We start from the raw sequence: 16,352 nt of genomic DNA, 5'->3' as shown, positions 1-16,352 counted from the left end.
CTACATAAAAGCTACTTTGCACATAGCATTTATAGCCACATGTAATTGACCTATGATGCATCAAAGCGATATAAATAATAGTAATGTACCTACTTTGATTATGCATACATTTGATAATACATCATATTCGTGAAGTGGTAGAGAATGTCAAGCTTAACCTTACCAGGACCGTGTTCCTGTATTGTATTGATGTGGCACAGTCAACACGTATATGCGATTTGATGCCATAGGGGCGCGAATGCGCCCCTATGGCATCAAATCATGAAACCTCGGCGTAGGTCTCGCGCCTCGCGCTGAAGGCGCGAGACCCACGGTTTTAGTAAGAGTCTTTGGCGTGCACGCCAACCATCATCCCTTTTTTGAACATACGATCGCGTGTCTCCTGTGGCTGCCGCATGCGTGTGGTGAGTACGACACGTTGCTGAGCAGCCTGACCACGCCGCAGATCACCAGTTGTCTCGATCTGCTTGAAGATCATCATGCCCTTTTTGAACTGTACCATACTTTCACCTCTTCGCCTGAATGCCTGTTTAACAACGATAGATTTCTAGCACAGACCCTTGACGGTCGAGCCAACCATCATCCCTTTTTTGAACATACGACCGTTGGACTGACGGACCTGCTGGATCTGTGTGCCGAGCACAACGCGCTGCTGAGCAGCCTGGTTGAATTTCAAGCCTGTTGTCTGCTCAACCTGATTGAAGACCATCATACCTTTCTTGAATTGGATCATATGTTCACCTCTTTTTACTTGCGGCCTGGTGCCGATTTACACTATTGCTACAGCTAGCGGAGTGGTCGTTACGTTTACGACTTCGGTATTTTCGCTTTACCTGTTTTTCTGTTCTACTAAACTATTCTGTATCGCCAGCTCAAAAACGGTAATTTTTCTAGCATTTCTATCACCTTTTGCGATTTCTCTCTGGCTTTCACATTGCCACGGCGGCCATCTCAACTGAGCACAAACTACCTCCAGATTGCACTATAAGTGCAAAAAGTTGTGCATGTGAATCGACCTATGATATGCAATCATTGCGGCATAGATCGATTACTGGCGTGCAGTTAACGTTGCATACATTGCTGTAGCGAGCGTTTCTCTTTTCTAGCGAGCATTAAAAACAAAATTGGGAAAATGTGCCTCAGACACCCTTCTGGTCGTCACGCGAGGCAAAGACATAAGTGAGTTGACGAAGCTGCCTTTATAGGTTCGGGCAACCCGCGTCTGGTTGATAGATGCCTTTACCACTCAGGTCTGTCAGACATCCTTCAGTAAAGAGGTATAAGTGATGGGATATCAAGACAGACGAGGCGCGCCAACTAAAAAGCATTGATGCCTTCATGTGGTTTTTCCTCTCTTCCTATCTTGATACTTAAAACGTAGCAGAATCTTTTCTTTAGTTATCGTATATAACAAAGATAGCATACAGCACAACCATTGTCAAGCTAATTACGGACAAAATTGACAAATATTTCACTTTTGTAAAAAAATGTCATCACACTCATTTCATAAAACGGTAACTATATAGAGGATCTGTTACTAATTTTTCCTGTTATGTCGATAGCGGCACTTTTTTGCTTGACACAGGAAAATGGGAATGGTACACTCTTGCTATATCAATGCACTCAAAGGAGGTAAAGATGAAATTGTTCGACGTCATAATTACACCCTCCGCTCGTTCTGGGCGTGCGTTCCTGACCGTGGGGTCGGGGTTCGCCCGGAGGTAAGTGCATCTTTTCACTACCATCATCCATATCATTCCCCTCGTGATGGCGCGGAGATAGGGATACTTTGTGCCCGTCACAGGTATCGCTGCCTCCAGATCGCGCGCTACTTGATGGATCACTGCTGCACTTGCTGCCTGTGGCTCTTTTATGAGCAGTAGACCACAGGTACAGAGCTTTCCAGGTGTGTGCCGTGGTCGCGCTGTGTCCGTGTGAACCCCATTTTCCTGTTGCGCGTGTCCGCTCTCTATGCGCTTGCGCTTCAGGCGACTACCGGCCAGTACCCTTGTGCCACACCAATCTGCTCCCCACTTCCACTATTCAGTACCCGCATGGGTATAGAGGATCAACTATGCATGTTTTTTGTGTGCTCACACGCCGCATGTGTGATGTGCCTGCCGTCGGATGTGGCAACGTTGTTTTGTGCTTAAACAGGGAAAAGGAGCATGGGTTATGGTAAAGAAATATTCAATGCAGCACTATCAAGATCATATTGACCTGGAAGGGAATGAGGAGGAGGCGCCGGCGCGCTGGGAGCCCATTCGGCGCCCCGAGGTCCGTGTGAAGCAGACGAAGAAGAGCAGCTATGAGAGCAACGCCGATGTGCAGCGCTGGTTGAAGGAGCAAGGGATCGACGTCAACCAGCCCACGGTCTTCAATCCCACTTTCCTGTCTTCCCAACGTGATGCTCCCTGGATTCTATCGTCGTTGACCCCTCTCTATGAGCAGAAGTTGATCCTGGATATCCTGCACGTGGTCAAGAGTGGTAAGGAGGCGACCGTTTTTTGCTGCTCGGGCCATCCTGATACCGGGCGCCAATACCTGGCGGTCAAGGTGTATCGTCCACGCATGTTTCGTAGCCTGAAGAACGATGCTGATTATCGCAATAATCGCACCCAGCGCGATGAGCAGGGCCAGGTGGCCCATAGTGAGAATCGCTTGCGTGGTGTGGCCCGTAAAACGGCGCGCGGCCACGCGGCACGCGTGCAGTCCTGGATCGAGTACGAGTTTGATACCCAGCTCAGACTCTTTCAGGCTGGCGTCCATGTGCCCCGGCCGCTGGCATACGTTGGTAACGCTGTTCTGATGGATTACGTCGGCAGTGAGGGGAACGCGGCCCCGCTGTTGCGCGATGTCAGATTGGCTGAGCACGAGGTACAGCCACTATTCGACCGTCTGCTGGCGGATATCGAGCTGTGCCTGGCCCATGGCCGCATCCATGGGGATCTCTCGGAATACAATATCCTCTACTGGCAGGGAGATGTCACGATCATCGACTTTGCCCAGGCCGTGGATACCATTCACGACGAGGTCTTCCCCATCTTTGCCCGCGACGTCGCTCGTGTCTGCCAGTACTTTACCCGTTACGGCCTCGAGCGCGACGCCGAACAGCTCGCCGCCCAGCTCTGGACGCGCCACCTCGGCGGCCGCGTCGAAGACATAGTCCTATAAAAGAAAGAAAAGTGATGGTTTTTCACGTGCCATGCGCATTCGCGCATGGCACGTGAAAAACCAGGAAATATTGGAGGGTGCGCGCCTTTACACGCATAAAACCTGGAGGGCGCAGCGCCTTTATGCATATAAAATTTTGGAGGAGGGTGCAGTATGGAGGGCGTTCACGCCCTCCATACTGCACCCTCCTCTAAATAAAAGATTGGGGGCGTCAGCGCCCCCAGGCTGGCTTATCTAGGAAAAAGCCCGCGCTGCGCGCGTCTCTATTCAGAGACCGCCAGCGCAATCTCATTCTCTTCTTCGGTGTCGATGATGCTCAGGAGTTTAAGCGAGGGGATCCAGAGCTCGGCACTTTTTAGTTCGGCGCGCGGATGCGTGGTGCCAACGGCGATGGCCGGGATGTGGGCGCTATGGGCCGCCTCGATGCCCGGCAGCGAATCTTCGATGACCAGGCATTCCTCGGGCTCGGCCCGCATCAGCTCGGCTGCTTTAAGATAGCCTTCTGGATCGGGCTTGCCTTGCTTTACGTCGTTACCCGAGATGAGCAGGCGCGGCAATGGCAGTTTGGCGGCGCGCAAGCGTGCTCGGGCCAGCGTGGCCGGACCCGAGGTGACGATGGCCCATTGCTCGGGTGCCAGCTGCGCTAAGAGCTCGGCCGCCCCCGCCGTGGCTACGACGCCATTGGTGTCCAGCGTCTGTATATCATCCAGGTAGCGCGCCTCGTTGTCGGCCTGTAATTTCGGCGCCACCAGGCGAATCGTATCAATGGTACGGCGTCCGTGGATCGAGGATAGTACTTGCTGAACGTCTAATTGATGCCTCCGGGCCCATTCACTCCAATGACGCTCTACGTTAGCGATCGAGTCGACCAGGACACCATCCAGATCAAATAGAAGTATACGGCAGATGAGAACTTTGCTGTAGTCTTTTTTCTTTGTCATAGGTAAATGTGCTTGGGATATCCTTTCTATTGCCTCGGGTCGTTTTGATTGTAGTATTTAAGTCCATTGAATAAGTGAACGGGATATATGTTTGATTGTGGGACTTCCAACCAGGACCATGGCGGAGCGGAGCTCTTGCTGCAAAATCTGCAGGACGTGTTTGACTCCTTCGGACCCTCCGACCGCCAGTCCCCATAAGATCGGACGCCCGATCATGACCGCCTGGGCTCCCAGCGCCAGGGCTTTCAAAACATCGGTTCCTCGCCGTATCCCTCCATCCAGGTAGATTGGGCACTGGCCATCGATGGCCGCGACGATCTCTGGCAGGGCTTCGATGGGAGCGATGACTCCGTCTAGCTGTCTTCCTCCGTGATTGGAGACGATAATACCTTCGGCTCCGTACTGTACCGCCAGCGCGGCATCTTCCGCCGTCAAAATACCTTTGAGTATGATCGGCAGGCTGGTGTGCGTGCGTAACCAGGCGATGATGTCCCAGGTCAGGGTATGACCTGCATAGGCTGCACGCTCATCATCGTCTATGCTGCCGTTAATGCTATTGAAGACATTGCCAGCAAATGCTCCCGGATAATATGTTCTCTGGAAGCTGCCCATCTTGTTGCGTATATCGCGTTCACGCCGCGAGAGCAGGGGCGTATCTACTGTCAGGACAATCGCCTGGTAGCCCGCTACCTCGGCTCGCTTAACCAGTTGTCGTGCCTCAGACAAGGTACGGATATAGAGCTGATACCAGCGCAATCCATGGCTGACTCTGGAGATATCTTCCAGGCTGCGTGTGGCATCGTTGCTGACAATCATGCCACTACCTGCCGCGTCGGCACCCTGTATGGTCTCGCACTCTCCCTGGCTATGGGCCATGCCATGTGCCGCCGTCGGGGCGATCAGGATGGGCATCGTGAGCTCTCTTGTTAGTACGGATGTCGCGGTATTGCAGTTGTTAACATCCACCAGGACGCGAGGTCGCAAACGCAGCCGGGCAAAAGCGGCGCGATTATCTCGCAGAGAGATTTCGTCGTCACTACCCCCCTGATAGTAATCCCATACGGGTCTTGCGAGACGTTTCTGGGCGAGCATCTCATAATCATGCAGGTTGATCGGTTGCATCATACACTACTCCTAATCATCTTGAACGCTCTGGCGGCTGAGTTTTCTGCCTTTTACCTGCAGGGATACATTAGCGTGGGGCCCAGAGATAGGTCTGGATGCTGCAGCATTCCTGGAAACCAATGCGGGCATAGATGCTATAACCCATTGGCGAGGCCTGCAACACACCAATATTGTATCCTAAAGTACGTGCAACTGATAGAGGGGCTACAGAGATGGCACTGCCGATACCCTGTCCGCGCGCTTCTGGCAGGGTACCAACGGAAAAGAGGCCCGCGACGCCCGCGCCTAGAAACATGGAGGAGGTGGCAACCGCCTTGCCATGAAGGCGGCCGAGGAAACGCCGGTCTGGCAGGTCTTTTCCCCAGCCCAGACATTGTTCAAATTTAATGTACTCGGGATCAATGTTGCCAGCGGCACCTCCAAAGGCAATGGAGGAGACCTGTATCCATTCGTTCAGGGCGGTGGCGTCTTCTACTTCTTCGATGCTGAAGCCGTCGATCGTGGGTAGCGTGGTCGGGAGCCGGGAGAGTTCGATCATCATGCCGGGTTCGGTGCCGTTGTATTGCAATCCGCTGCGTTTGAGATAATAGCCTAAATTGGCGGGTTGAGTATCGGGGAAGAGCCACCATAGCATAGGTACCTGACGAGCCTGAAATGGGATCATGATCTCTTTGATGCGGGTCATAATCGTTTGTTCATCCATCTTTACCCCCATCACAACATTAAGGGATGGTTGCGGTATGCCGGTAATGGCGGCGATGTGATCGCTGCTTTGATAGGCCTGGGCGCCGGGTATACAGCTACAGTACATAATAAATTCAATCAGGTTCTTCTCCATGGCCGCGATGACGCCTGGATAGCCGCTCTGCTGAAGAATCCTACCGCTCATACTCATGCAGTGGTCCGTTCTTGAAGATAATAGATTGTTATGGCTTCTCCATCTATCCTACCATGCTGCTTTCTCTACAAGCAAGGAGTGTATCACGATCAGGTGAGGAGATACCCTCCGTCTACGGTGAGCAGGCTGCCCGCCATGTAGCTGGCGGCCTCGCTGGCGAGAAAGAGGACTACCCTGGCGATATCATCGGGCATGCCCAGGCGGTTGAGTGGAATCTGCTGCAGGAAATCGCTGTTGTTCATATCGGTGACGCCCGCCTGCTCCAGTGTTTCTGGTGAGGCGGCGGAGGTGCCCGGCGTGATGATCTCTCCTGGCGCGATGGCGTTGACGTTGATGTGGTGTGGTCCCAATTCGAGAGCCAGCGTCCTGTTGAGGGCGATCATGCCTCCTTTAGAGGCATCATAATGACTTAAGAACCGGGTGGGGGTCAGGCCATTGATTGAGGATATGTTGATGATGCGCCCGCCGCGCCCCGCCTTGATCATCTGTTGCGCTGCCTTCTGGGCGTAGAAGAATGCACCTTTAAGATTAATGGCCAGCACTTGATCCCATGCGGCTTCCGTCATTTCCAGCACAGATGCAAAAGGATAGATGCCGGCGTTGTTGACCAGGATGTCCAGGCTGCCAAATGTTTCTACCGTTGTCTGAATGATCGCATCGATGCTGTGCACCTCGCTGACATCTCCATAAAGTGCGGAGGCTCGGCCACCCCGCGCCTGGATGTCTTGCGCCGTTGCCCGAGCAGCCTCCAGATTAATGTCGACTAGCATGGTTGCGGCCCCGGCTTCCGCGAGTCTCCTGGCGCTGGCTTGCCCGATGCCCAGCGCGCCACCTGTAATCAGCGCGGTCTTTCCATGCAGATCAAACAGGCTAACATTGCTTTGTTGTTCCACCGTATGTTCCTATTCTAGCCTACCTGGACCTTTCAGGGATCCGACCTGCGGTAGGTGGCCGTAAAATCGAAGCTGTGTCCTACGGCAATTAACCAGCGCTCTTCTTCCTGGACGACAATGAGAGTCATCAGACCGTTTCTGGCTGGCAATGGCTGCTCGGTTAACGTCTGATGTCCCGTTGTGTTCCAATGAACATCAACTGAGGCGCAGGTGGCCGTAATCCAGGTTATGCGTATATCTTTGATGGTAAGGATGGCGTGCTTCTGCGTTGTTGTAAAGGGTTGGTGGTGCATCCGTGCGATTTCCGCTCGCCCGCGCATCAGTTGTCCCGCAACATCTGTAAATTCTCCATCCTCGCGAAAGAGCTGCGCCAGGTCGTCTTCATTATGATTGTTCCATGCACCTGCCAGATGCTCAATGATATGTTGGACCGCGGTGGTGTTAGAGGTTGTTTGATTCATCAGCATGCGTCCTCCTATCAGGCGTGGACATATTATGCGCTTGAGAAAAAATGCATAGCTACCTGTAAAATAGTATACCCAATATCTATCGTCTGCACTAGTTAAAAAAGATAGGAGGCTACCATTTTATCGGCTACCATATTATAATGAATTTGCCGCATCTATTAATAAAGCATGTCACCCTGTATTATGGTGGACTAATTAGCTCAGGAATAGTATACTTATTTTCCATGCAATGTTTTTTTCACGTTATCTGCGGTAAGTTGTTCGTTATAAAAGCTATAAGGGGTATGTCATCTTAGAATGAATGTGTTGTATTTTTTCAGCACTAGGCACCTACGAGGGTGTAATATAGGAATTTGTCGATGGCCAATACTGTAATGCATGAAATACCTTTTTCTTTTGATCAACCGGATCAAGTTTTGAATTCCTTACTCAAGCTCTTGCAGCAAAGGCTAAGACAGCCTCTAGCGACGAAAACATCAAGGGAGATTGTTGTTCGCAATGCACTTACTGTGCTCATTATTGATGCATACCAGGAGCGTGCCCAGTATATTGGTGGCCTGTTAACCGCTGTTGGCTACCGGCCCGTAGCGGTTTCTAACGAGCTTGATGCATTTACTGCCTTTCTGCGTGGTAGCTGTCTGCCACTGGCTATTGTGCTTGGGAAGGAAGATGGATCGAATCGTTTATTTGTGAATCGCCTGCAGCAGCAGTTGCTACAGCGCTATGACTGGGAGCCTCTGATGATTCGCCTGCAGGACGTGCGTCCCGCCGCCTTCGGTTCTTCCCTTTCTGGTGAGTTTCTCCCTCCATCCGTACCGCCTGGTAGTAGCCCTGATCAATCTCGTACTCCTTATCCATACACGACCAGACCTTTATTTAATCGTTTTGGGGAACAGAAAGAGGGTTTTGGCCAGCCTGCGCGGCCAGTTGGGTATGACAGCCGTTCTCTGGTGGATTCTTCCCCGGCTAGCGGTTCTTTTCCCAAGGGACCCACTTCGGTGCCCACGCGTGGTCTGGCGTCAGATGCCTCGCATCCCTCCATGACCCCTCCTCCTTTTGTGCCCCCAAAGGGTAATCAGACCACATCCCCATCTGGTACTCATTGGTCTTCTACGCATTCACTGCATACAGAGCCGCCTGCCTCCAGAGATTTGAAGAGCGAGTCTCATACAGATAAAGCTGAACTTCCCGGAAAGGAAAAGGTTTATCTGGATGGGCAGAGTCTGGGACGCTATCAGATTCGGGCTCGCCTTGGAAGCAGTATATATAGTGAGGTGTATCGTACCTATGATCGCTTGCGCGAGCAGGAGAGCGCGTTGAAGGCGATTCAGGTGGATATGGTACCGTTTTATGTGATGAAGGATTCTGTTGAGGAAGTGACCGTCTTTCAACAAGAGGCGGAACTGCTGGGTCCTCTGCAACATCCCCATATCTTGCCTGTGCTGAACTGCGGTAAATCATACATCAGTGGCACAAATTTTATCTATAAAAACATGCCTTTCTGCGCCGAGGGATCGCTGGCTGCCTGGATACGCCGCTATGGTGGTGGAACCCCGTTTATGCTGAAGGATGTGCTGCCAGTTATCCTGCAACTGGCCGATGCGTTGCAGTTTGCCCATAATTATCAGGTGACCTACCAGAACTTTAAGCTGTCAAATATTCTGGTGCTGAATCAGAGTAAAAAGATAGCCAAACTGGAAGTGGCCCTGGCCGACTTTTCTGTGGTGCAGGACGGCTCATATTTCTCAAAACTGCCCGAGGGATTCCCTTATATGGCTCCCGAACGCTGGGATGGAGCGGTTTATCCGGCTTCTGATCAGTATGGTCTCGCCGCTATTACCTATGAGTTGTTGACCGGACGTCCTCCATTTCAGGGCAATGCTGAGCATGTAATGAAGATTCTGCATACGACAAAGTTTCCTCCTCCTCCTACAACCTGGAATCCTAAATTGCCTTCGTCTGTTAATGCGGTACTGGCCGCCGCCATGGCGAAGAAGCCCGCGGAGCGTTTCGGCTCGGTATCCTTGTTCGCCCAAACCCTCCAGCGCTGTTGAATCATATATGCGCCTAGATGTTCACGCTTGTTTTTTGTGATGGGGTACAAGTATGTTCTATATGTTATGATGAATGATACACATTGTGCGCATCATGTGTATCATTCATCATAACATATAAGAGTGTGCCTTACTCTCACGATCATCGCCTGCGGGCTGCCTGAGCTTTCGCATCTCTGGTGCGTACGAGTCCATTGTGTTGGTGCAACTGGGGCGCATCCGCACCCCAGTTGCACCAACACACAAAACTAGCGCGGCCGCGCAATCGAGTTCGCTTTCGTTGAAGTAAGACGACACTCTCAGTGAACGTGCCTCTTTCCTTAGTTGAAAAGAGCGGATATCCCGCAAAGGATATCCGCTCTTTTCAACGTGTGGTCAACTATTCGTGTTGTAGATTAGTTGACCACACGTACGTACGTTGCGCAAATCAGGCATGCGTCAGTTCGCTCTGACCAGCCAGCAGTTTGTTGAGGGTCTCACGTTTGATGCGATAAGCCTGGCGCTCATTCACATGTGGAAGAATGATCGCTTCTAGCGCACCCTGCTTTACCCAGCGACGAACCGTGGTGTCATCTACCCTCAAGATATTCGCAACTTCCGATACAGTTAATAGCTCGCTCATGTGGTGTGTCTCCTTTTCTGATGTTCTACTATTTGAATGCCGTTTCAAAACGGCGCTTTATTCAAAAACAGAAAGACTAATGAAATTATCTGCTAATGAATAAACTACGTGTAACTTGTTTTTATATTGTATCGCAATTAAAGACATTTGTAAATATCTATCTATGCAAATAATGTTGATTAACGTCTTTATCGCGATGAATTGTTTCGTGTTGTATTCTGAACAATAACGGCAATGAAGAGGAATTTTCTTCTGGCCGCTATTAAATTTAATAGTTTATTGCCTCATATTTATTACACGTGTGAATAGGCGAATAGGTTACGCGAATATTCCAATTACGTTGGCATGGTTCGGAGGATACGAGGTATAAAAGAGAGATGTTACTGTGCCGCAGGTGACAGTTAAATGTATATTCCTTATAGAATTAAACTAAGGGTAAACCATTTTTATTGCGATAGTGGATAGAACATCAGTTTTACCCCTAAAAGGTTCCTCTCCTCGGACCTCTTTTTCCTGTCTCGCGTGCCAGCTGCCGCATATTTCTCTGTTTGCTATGGTTGCGTCCCGATTTCTTGTAGTTACGTGTTAGTGGTAACATATTTACAAGCGCTTGATGTGAAATGTTGTGCAAACGCATTGGTTTAGGATACTAACCAGAATTTTACATGGATGTACTATTCTTTATTTTTATGGTGTCGTGTTGCCTGCAACGAAAAACATTTTGAAGGAATATATATGTCGAAAAGGAAGCATAAGAGTTCTCGCCGTATCGAGCCAGGGATGCTGGTGGAGACGAAGGATGGGAATCTGGGTGAAGAGGATATCAGTCGACCTTATGTACATGAGGTGGTGAAGGATGAGCAGGGGAATACTGCGAAACTTATTGTTCAAAAAGGGACCGTGTTTCAAAAGCAACTGGAGGTGCCTTTAGATCGCGTGCAGAAAATTGTGCCTGCCAGCAAGCGTGAAGGTGACCATCCCGGTTATGTAGTCCTGGATATTGATGAGCAGGAAGCCAGGACATTGAACGCTCACAGGGTTGAAGAGATCATGAGCGAGCAGCAACACCAGGATTCAATGCTGAATGAGGTTGAGAGGGACCTTCCTACTGCGGAGGGCGTCCGGGAAATGGAAGCCAGGCGCCATGTGCATGGTCATCAGGATGATGGTCATGATACGCAGTTGCGCTCTTCCTTCTGGCTGCGTATGTTGGGTCCGGGATTTCTGGCAGGTATGGCCGGTAATGACTCATCTGCGGTGGCTTCATATTCTATAGATGGTGCGCAGGTGGGCTTTGGGCACCTCTGGTTGATGTTGCTCTCCACCCCTTTATATCAGGTTGTACAGTATTCCTGTGCCCGCATAGGACGTTTGACGCAAAAAGGCCTGGCTGAAGTGCTGAGCGAGCATTATGGCCGTGCCAGTGCTATTGTGGCTTCCCTGGCCTTGATCATCGCCAATGTTGTCCTGATCACCGCCGATCTGGTCGCGATTGGTAGTGGTTTTCAACTTTTGACGAACATCAGCTGGATCTGGTTTATCGCCCCAATCGCCCTGATTCTCTGGTATTTAACCGTTTTTAGCAATTTTGAGGCGCTTAAAAGAATCTTTATTGTAATGAGTCTGGCATTTATAGTCTATATTATCACCGATATTATGGTCCGACCGGATTGGGGCTCGATTCTTAGCCATACGTTTCTACCACATATCGATTTTACTTTTGCCAGTATTAGTAGTGCCGTAGCTTTGCTGGGAGCGACTATCTCTCCCTATAACATCTATTGGCAGGTGCAGGGAGAGAAGGAAGAGCATCGACCAGGGAGTACCAGGCAGAAATTATGGCAGGCCTTTGGTGATATTGGTGTTGGTGTCGTGAGTGGAAATCTGGTGGCCTACTGTATCATTGTATGTACCGCGACCACGCTGTTCACCCATCATAAAACTATCTCGACGGCGGCGGATGCCGCGCTGGCCCTGGTCGCGATTATGGGGCCCGTGGCGAAATATCTGTTCGCGATCGGCTTGATCGGCGCGGGCCTGGTGGCGATCCCTGTGCTGCTGGCCAGCACTTCTTATGCTATTACCGGTACGTTTGGCTGGCCGTCCGGGCTGTCGAAAAAGCCGTGGCAGAGCGAGGGCTTCTACCTGATCCTTACCGCGGCCCTGCTACTCAGCCTGCTGCTCGCCTTCTGCCACCTGGATCCAATCCAGCTTATTCTGTGGGCTAATATTATCTCTGGCGTGCTGGCTCCTGTGCTGGTTGTGTATCTTTTGCTGGTCGGTAATAATCGCAAGATTATGCGGCAGTATACCTTTGGCTGGATCTCTAATGTGCTTCTGGTATTGACCTTCCTGATCATGGCTGTGGCGGCTGTCCTGCTCTTTTACGGGCTGCTGACTGGCCAGCAATAAGTGCGTGTCGTATGCTTCTCTTACCGGGGCGCTGTCCTGCCTAGAAAATGTTGGCGACGCGGCTGATCAGGACCGCGACGATCATAAATGAGATTAGCCCCTCTAACATCATCAAGACTTTCGCCCGGCGGCTGAGTGGGGAGGTATCGGTGGGGCTGAACGCGGTGGCTCCCGTAAAGGCGACAAAGAGGTAGTCGAAGAAGCGCGCTTCCCACGAGGCTCCATTGGTTTGCTGCGGAAACAGGAAGTCGCTGGCCTGGTGCGCGTTTTCGTGCCGCTTGCGTGGACCTCCCCCATCGATGTTCCAGTACCATACCGCGAAGACGAGCACATTGCTGATCCATAGTAGCGTCGCTGAGCGGAGCAGAATAAAGCCGCTGTTGAAGGTCGATATTTTGATGATCAGCAGCGCCATTTCAACGATCAGGGCCAGCGTTACAAATCCCATCGCGGTCAGGCTGAGCGGCCGCGCAACGCGATGAGGAATGGCATGACCGGTGATCCAGTACTGCCACATGGGAATGAGCAGGAGGCCTTCTATCGCCAGCAATGACCATTCTGGCCCTATCCTGAGCGTGGGTGGTAGGAAAAAATAACAGACTCCTATCAAAAGTAATGTGAGCGATACCAGCAGTTTTGGCACCTGCCCTACCAGTTGATGCTCTGCTACCCTGTGCTTTTGCGCTAGTGAGGATCCGTGCTCCGCCTTTTCTTGTTCCATTTTTCCCTTCTATTCCATTATACGCTTGCTTGAGATATTATAATTGTGACAGGCTTGAAAAGCAATTGTATATTTCGTTCGGCCTCGCGGCCAGCCTGAGAAAGTAGATTTGTAGAATCTCTATGCAGCAGAATATAGATGAACAACAATTCTATGATAAGCAGAGAGCGCGAACCACTATTCGTAGAGAGTATCGCTTGCAGCGCTGGGCCTTTCGGCTCTATCTTGCTATCGTCGCGCTTCTGTTGTTATGCATTGTGATCGGTGCCATCGGCATCAAGACATCATGGGGCGCCTTTATTGTTGATGGCTCGGTACCCTGGAAATGGATCTTGCCGTGCGCCCTGGTGCTGGGCTTCTCGTTTATCTTTACCGATACCTTTATCCAGAATCAGGAAGAGGGCTGGTTTCGCAGGTATGGCACCCAGATCATGGCGACGGTGGTGGCGTTTGACGAGGTGCGTATCTGGCGCTGGCCACGCCGCTTCTTCTCCGGTGGGAGTGAGTATCGGCTGCAATTAGAATGGACCTCCCCACAGAATGGCAAAATATATACCTTCTCACGCCGCGTGCGCGATAGCAAGTTGCCCGTCTCAGGCTCTCAGATTCCCGTCATTATCGATGCCGCCGATCCCACCAATTATCTGCAAGAAGATTTTAAGCGCTCCTATGATTGGTAGCCCGCGTGGGTGCCCTGTTTTTTGGGCTTAATTTGGTGCGAGAGCAGGGATGGCCGCATTCGCGGCCATCCCTGCTCTCGCACCAAATCCTATTAGGATAGGTTTTTCACCATTGTGTAGTAACAAGATCCAGGGGGATAATCCTCGACGATTCCCACCACTTTATAGCCATGGCGCTCGTAGAAAGTTCTACCCTGGAATTCAAATGTGGTGAGCAAGACTTTCTGTGCTCCATTCTCGCGCCCTAGCTGTTCCACCTGGGCCAGTAATGAACTGCCCAATCCGTGATTGCGCAACTCTTCGGGGAGCCAGAAATCGTTAATCTCCAGCCAGTTCCAGTATTGTTCCGCGGCGAGCCCGCCCAGCCACTGTCCCTGTTCATCGGTCACGATGGCGTTAATCTGCTTGACGGCGCCTTTGGCGCGGGCCGCCTTGTGATGTGGCGAGCGCTGGTTATTGAACTCTTTGATCTGTTCATGGATAAAGCTCGCGAATTGCTCTTGCTCTCCCTGCGTAACTGAAACTTTATAATTCATATATTCATCCTTTAGCAGATTCTCATCCTTGAGTATACCTGTTACGCCGTTTAAAGACAAACAAGAACCCGCTCTGCTGCGATCTTTTTTTTGTTTGTGGCGTTATTTACTAGAGGACCTCGCTTTGTGGTAGGTTTCTTCGTATTGATCTGATGTGGATGTATGGTTATGTAGAAAGTTGAGGGTGAAGTCATGTCAGGTGTAAGGGGAGCGTCAATCTCCCGTTTTTTTTCGATCGTATCAGGTATCGCGCTGGCGCTCTGTTTGTTCGCGGGCAGTAGCGTGGCTGAATCTGTCCCAAAGGCGACCCTGGTCTCTCATTTTTTTCCCTCTGGCGTGCGGGCTACTTCCGATTCGACGGCGGACTGTTGGGAAACCTCGCTGGCCGCTCCTCGTAAAGATGCCTGGCGATGTATCGTGGTGAATACTATTTACGATCCATGTTTTAGCTCGACTAGCTATCCAAATGCCGTGATCTGTGATGCCAATCCCGCTACGGATACACGCGGCGTGAAGGCTACGCTGACGAGCAAGCTGCCCGCGACTACGGCGACCGGGGATAGCATGCAGCCCTGGGTACTGCAGCTCTCAGATGGTGCGTACTGTACGTTTTTGACCGGGGCGACATCGCTGGTTGGCAATGAGCGCGTGGATTATGGCTGCACCAACAATGCTATCATTGCTGGATTGCCCAAACAGGGGACCATCTGGACCGCCAATGTGGTTCCACAGGGACAGACGCATCCGGTGGTGACAACCGTTGTTCACGCCTGGTATTGATCAATTCTCTATTTATTCACCCTCCTGCGTGGCCGCCAGGGTGTCCATAATGGTGTTGATAAAGTGACGCGCGGGCTGTGCTATGCGGCGGAAGCGGGGATAGACCAGGGCGAAGACAAATTCTTCGCTGAGGTCCTCGATGGGTAGCAAGACGACCTCGCGGTCGATCTCGGATGAATAGAGCAGGGCGGGCAGCATAAAGGTGATGCCCCTGCCCTGCCTGACCAGTTCTTTTAGACCGGCCAGGGATTCGATCTCTACCACAGGTTGAATGGTTATGCGGCGGGCCGCGAAGGCGCGATCTACCGCCCGCCGCAGACGCGAGGTTTCCCCCAGCAGAAATAGCGGTTCCTGTAAAATCTGAGCCAGCGTAACGGGGACCGTTTTGTGCTGCGCCAGGGGATGATCGGCCGCGACCATGATCTGTAGCGGTTGGCGAAAGAGCTCTTTGACGACCAGGACCTCGGGATGGACGTTGGGATTAAAGATGAGCCCGAGGTCGAGTTCGCCATGCTCGATGTGCCGGAGCAGATCGTCGGTGCGGCTGACACGTACTTTGAGCTGGATATTTGGGTAGCGCTGATGGAAGATGGGGAAGATGGTGGGTAGGAATACCGTGGTGAGAGGTTCGATGCTGCCGATGTGGATCGTGCCATGCTCCCCATCCTGCAGACGCGCCATGGCCTGCTGCCCCTGCTGTAGATGATCCAGGGCGTCACGTACATAGGCGGCGAACTCCTGTCCCGCTGGAGTAAGCACCACGCGTTGCTTTACGCGGCGAAAGAGCTCTATCCTCAGTTCGTCTTCCAGAGCCGCGATCTGGCGACTCAGCGCTGGTTGTGCCACCAGGCAGATCTCGGCCGCCTTGCGAAAGTTCTGGGTCTGCGCGGCCGTTAGAAAATAGGTGAGCTGCCGTAGTTCCATCTTCCCCCCTTTATGTTGATAACCTGCAGGCATCAACCTTAGCTCTGATAGGTATTAGACATATCAATTGTATGTTATTATACTTCACATAATAACTGTCGCGCACGCCTCTATGCGCGCGCTGT

The 16,352-nt window shown here is 51.5% G+C and carries 16 protein-coding genes; 5 read left to right on the top strand and 11 right to left on the bottom strand.

Annotated elements, in window-relative coordinates; all coding sequences use genetic code 11:
- Positions 1 to 316: 316 nt before the first annotated feature.
- The gene (locus KTT_RS29330) at positions 317 to 502 is read right to left on the bottom strand and encodes a hypothetical protein (RefSeq protein WP_126601242.1); all 186 of its coding nucleotides are present in this window, start codon (positions 500 to 502) and stop codon (positions 317 to 319) included.
- A 45-nt stretch (positions 503 to 547) separates the two neighbouring features.
- Complete coding sequence (locus KTT_RS29325; RefSeq protein WP_126601241.1) at positions 548 to 733, bottom strand: hypothetical protein; 186 nt, start codon at positions 731 to 733, stop codon at positions 548 to 550.
- Between the two features lie 1,442 nt (positions 734 to 2,175).
- On the opposite strand from KTT_RS29325, the gene KTT_RS29320 reads away from it, so the two are divergent.
- Positions 2,176 to 3,174: an RIO1 family regulatory kinase/ATPase domain-containing protein gene (locus KTT_RS29320; protein ID WP_160146210.1), complete on the top strand. Its 999-nt coding sequence runs from the start codon at positions 2,176 to 2,178 to the stop codon at positions 3,172 to 3,174.
- Positions 3,175 to 3,437: 263 nt separating this feature from the next.
- Here the strand turns inward: KTT_RS29320 and KTT_RS29315 are convergent, their stop codons facing one another.
- The 5 genes from KTT_RS29315 to KTT_RS29295 all read right to left on the bottom strand — a co-directional run bounded on the left by KTT_RS29315 (position 3,438) and on the right by KTT_RS29295 (position 7,492).
- Positions 3,438 to 4,115, bottom strand: coding sequence for an HAD-IA family hydrolase (locus tag KTT_RS29315; RefSeq protein WP_126601239.1), 678 nt, complete (start codon positions 4,113 to 4,115; stop codon positions 3,438 to 3,440).
- A 57-nt stretch (positions 4,116 to 4,172) separates the two neighbouring features.
- The gene (locus KTT_RS29310) at positions 4,173 to 5,240 is read right to left on the bottom strand and encodes an alpha-hydroxy acid oxidase (RefSeq protein WP_162854204.1); all 1,068 of its coding nucleotides are present in this window, start codon (positions 5,238 to 5,240) and stop codon (positions 4,173 to 4,175) included.
- A gap of 67 nt (positions 5,241 to 5,307) precedes the next feature.
- Complete coding sequence (locus KTT_RS29305; protein ID WP_126601238.1) at positions 5,308 to 6,129, bottom strand: putative GNAT family N-acetyltransferase; 822 nt, start codon at positions 6,127 to 6,129, stop codon at positions 5,308 to 5,310.
- Between the two features lie 98 nt (positions 6,130 to 6,227).
- A complete protein-coding gene (locus tag KTT_RS29300) occupies positions 6,228 to 7,031 on the bottom strand; it encodes an SDR family NAD(P)-dependent oxidoreductase (protein ID WP_218031039.1) in 804 nt (267 codons plus the stop codon).
- Between the two features lie 32 nt (positions 7,032 to 7,063).
- On the bottom strand, positions 7,064 to 7,492 hold the full coding sequence (locus KTT_RS29295) for an SgcJ/EcaC family oxidoreductase (RefSeq protein WP_160146209.1): 429 nt from the start codon (positions 7,490 to 7,492) through the stop codon (positions 7,064 to 7,066).
- Between the two features lie 365 nt (positions 7,493 to 7,857).
- Here KTT_RS29295 and KTT_RS29290 point away from each other — a divergent pair, with 365 nt between their 5' ends.
- Positions 7,858 to 9,552 carry a serine/threonine protein kinase gene (locus tag KTT_RS29290; protein WP_126601236.1) on the top strand — a complete coding sequence of 565 codons (1,695 nt, stop codon included), beginning with the start codon at positions 7,858 to 7,860 and terminating at the stop codon, positions 9,550 to 9,552.
- Between the two features lie 427 nt (positions 9,553 to 9,979).
- Here KTT_RS29290 and KTT_RS29285 read toward each other — a convergent pair whose 3' ends face one another.
- A complete protein-coding gene (locus KTT_RS29285) occupies positions 9,980 to 10,174 on the bottom strand; it encodes a helix-turn-helix domain-containing protein (protein WP_126601235.1) in 195 nt (64 codons plus the stop codon).
- Between the two features lie 735 nt (positions 10,175 to 10,909).
- Between KTT_RS29285 and KTT_RS29280 the strand changes: the two genes are divergently transcribed.
- A complete protein-coding gene (locus KTT_RS29280; RefSeq protein WP_160146208.1) occupies positions 10,910 to 12,586 on the top strand; it encodes an NRAMP family divalent metal transporter in 1,677 nt (558 codons plus the stop codon).
- A 40-nt stretch (positions 12,587 to 12,626) separates the two neighbouring features.
- Here the strand turns inward: KTT_RS29280 and KTT_RS29275 are convergent, their stop codons facing one another.
- Positions 12,627 to 13,307 (bottom strand): DUF1345 domain-containing protein, encoded by a 681-nt coding sequence (locus KTT_RS29275; RefSeq protein WP_126601233.1) that lies wholly within the window; start codon positions 13,305 to 13,307, stop codon positions 12,627 to 12,629.
- A gap of 122 nt (positions 13,308 to 13,429) precedes the next feature.
- Between KTT_RS29275 and KTT_RS29270 the strand changes: the two genes are divergently transcribed.
- Entirely contained in the window at positions 13,430 to 13,987 is a 558-nt protein-coding gene (locus tag KTT_RS29270; protein WP_126601232.1) for a hypothetical protein, read from the top strand.
- Between the two features lie 92 nt (positions 13,988 to 14,079).
- Here KTT_RS29270 and KTT_RS29265 read toward each other — a convergent pair whose 3' ends face one another.
- Complete coding sequence (locus tag KTT_RS29265) at positions 14,080 to 14,523, bottom strand: GNAT family N-acetyltransferase (protein ID WP_126601231.1); 444 nt, start codon at positions 14,521 to 14,523, stop codon at positions 14,080 to 14,082.
- A gap of 192 nt (positions 14,524 to 14,715) precedes the next feature.
- Here KTT_RS29265 and KTT_RS29260 point away from each other — a divergent pair, with 192 nt between their 5' ends.
- Positions 14,716 to 15,303, top strand: a complete 588-nt coding sequence (locus KTT_RS29260; protein ID WP_126601230.1) for a hypothetical protein — start codon at positions 14,716 to 14,718, stop codon at positions 15,301 to 15,303.
- A gap of 12 nt (positions 15,304 to 15,315) precedes the next feature.
- Here KTT_RS29260 and KTT_RS29255 read toward each other — a convergent pair whose 3' ends face one another.
- The gene (locus KTT_RS29255; protein ID WP_160146207.1) at positions 15,316 to 16,227 is read right to left on the bottom strand and encodes a LysR family transcriptional regulator; all 912 of its coding nucleotides are present in this window, start codon (positions 16,225 to 16,227) and stop codon (positions 15,316 to 15,318) included.
- Between the last annotated feature and the right edge of the window lie 125 nt (positions 16,228 to 16,352).

This window comes from Dictyobacter aurantiacus, from assembly GCF_003967515.1.
Classification (GTDB): domain Bacteria; phylum Chloroflexota; class Ktedonobacteria; order Ktedonobacterales; family Ktedonobacteraceae; genus Dictyobacter; species Dictyobacter aurantiacus.
Note: the sequence above shows the minus strand (reverse complement) of the source record. Positions and strands in the feature narration are given on the sequence as shown.

Excerpts from the sequence above, each read along its gene's own strand:
- KTT_RS29290 (WP_126601236.1), top strand. The coding sequence starts at position 7,858 with ATGGCCAATACTGTAATGCATGAAATACCTTTTTCTTTTGATCAACCG.
- KTT_RS29270 (WP_126601232.1), top strand. The coding sequence starts at position 13,430 with ATGCAGCAGAATATAGATGAACAACAATTCTATGATAAGCAGAGAGCG.
- KTT_RS29315 (WP_126601239.1), bottom strand. The coding sequence starts at position 4,115 with ATGACAAAGAAAAAAGACTACAGCAAAGTTCTCATCTGCCGTATACTT.
- KTT_RS29325 (WP_126601241.1), bottom strand. The coding sequence starts at position 733 with ATGATCCAATTCAAGAAAGGTATGATGGTCTTCAATCAGGTTGAGCAG.
- KTT_RS29275 (WP_126601233.1), bottom strand. The coding sequence starts at position 13,307 with ATGGAACAAGAAAAGGCGGAGCACGGATCCTCACTAGCGCAAAAGCAC.
- KTT_RS29305 (WP_126601238.1), bottom strand. The coding sequence starts at position 6,129 with ATGAGCGGTAGGATTCTTCAGCAGAGCGGCTATCCAGGCGTCATCGCG.
- KTT_RS29280 (WP_160146208.1), top strand. The coding sequence starts at position 10,910 with ATGTCGAAAAGGAAGCATAAGAGTTCTCGCCGTATCGAGCCAGGGATG.
- KTT_RS29330 (WP_126601242.1), bottom strand. The coding sequence starts at position 502 with ATGGTACAGTTCAAAAAGGGCATGATGATCTTCAAGCAGATCGAGACA.
- KTT_RS29255 (WP_160146207.1), bottom strand. The coding sequence starts at position 16,227 with ATGGAACTACGGCAGCTCACCTATTTTCTAACGGCCGCGCAGACCCAG.
- KTT_RS29260 (WP_126601230.1), top strand. The coding sequence starts at position 14,716 with ATGTCAGGTGTAAGGGGAGCGTCAATCTCCCGTTTTTTTTCGATCGTA.
- KTT_RS29310 (WP_162854204.1), bottom strand. The coding sequence starts at position 5,240 with ATGATGCAACCGATCAACCTGCATGATTATGAGATGCTCGCCCAGAAA.
- KTT_RS29320 (WP_160146210.1), top strand. The coding sequence starts at position 2,176 with ATGGTAAAGAAATATTCAATGCAGCACTATCAAGATCATATTGACCTG.
- KTT_RS29295 (WP_160146209.1), bottom strand. The coding sequence starts at position 7,492 with ATGAATCAAACAACCTCTAACACCACCGCGGTCCAACATATCATTGAG.
- KTT_RS29265 (WP_126601231.1), bottom strand. The coding sequence starts at position 14,523 with ATGAATTATAAAGTTTCAGTTACGCAGGGAGAGCAAGAGCAATTCGCG.
- KTT_RS29285 (WP_126601235.1), bottom strand. The coding sequence starts at position 10,174 with ATGAGCGAGCTATTAACTGTATCGGAAGTTGCGAATATCTTGAGGGTA.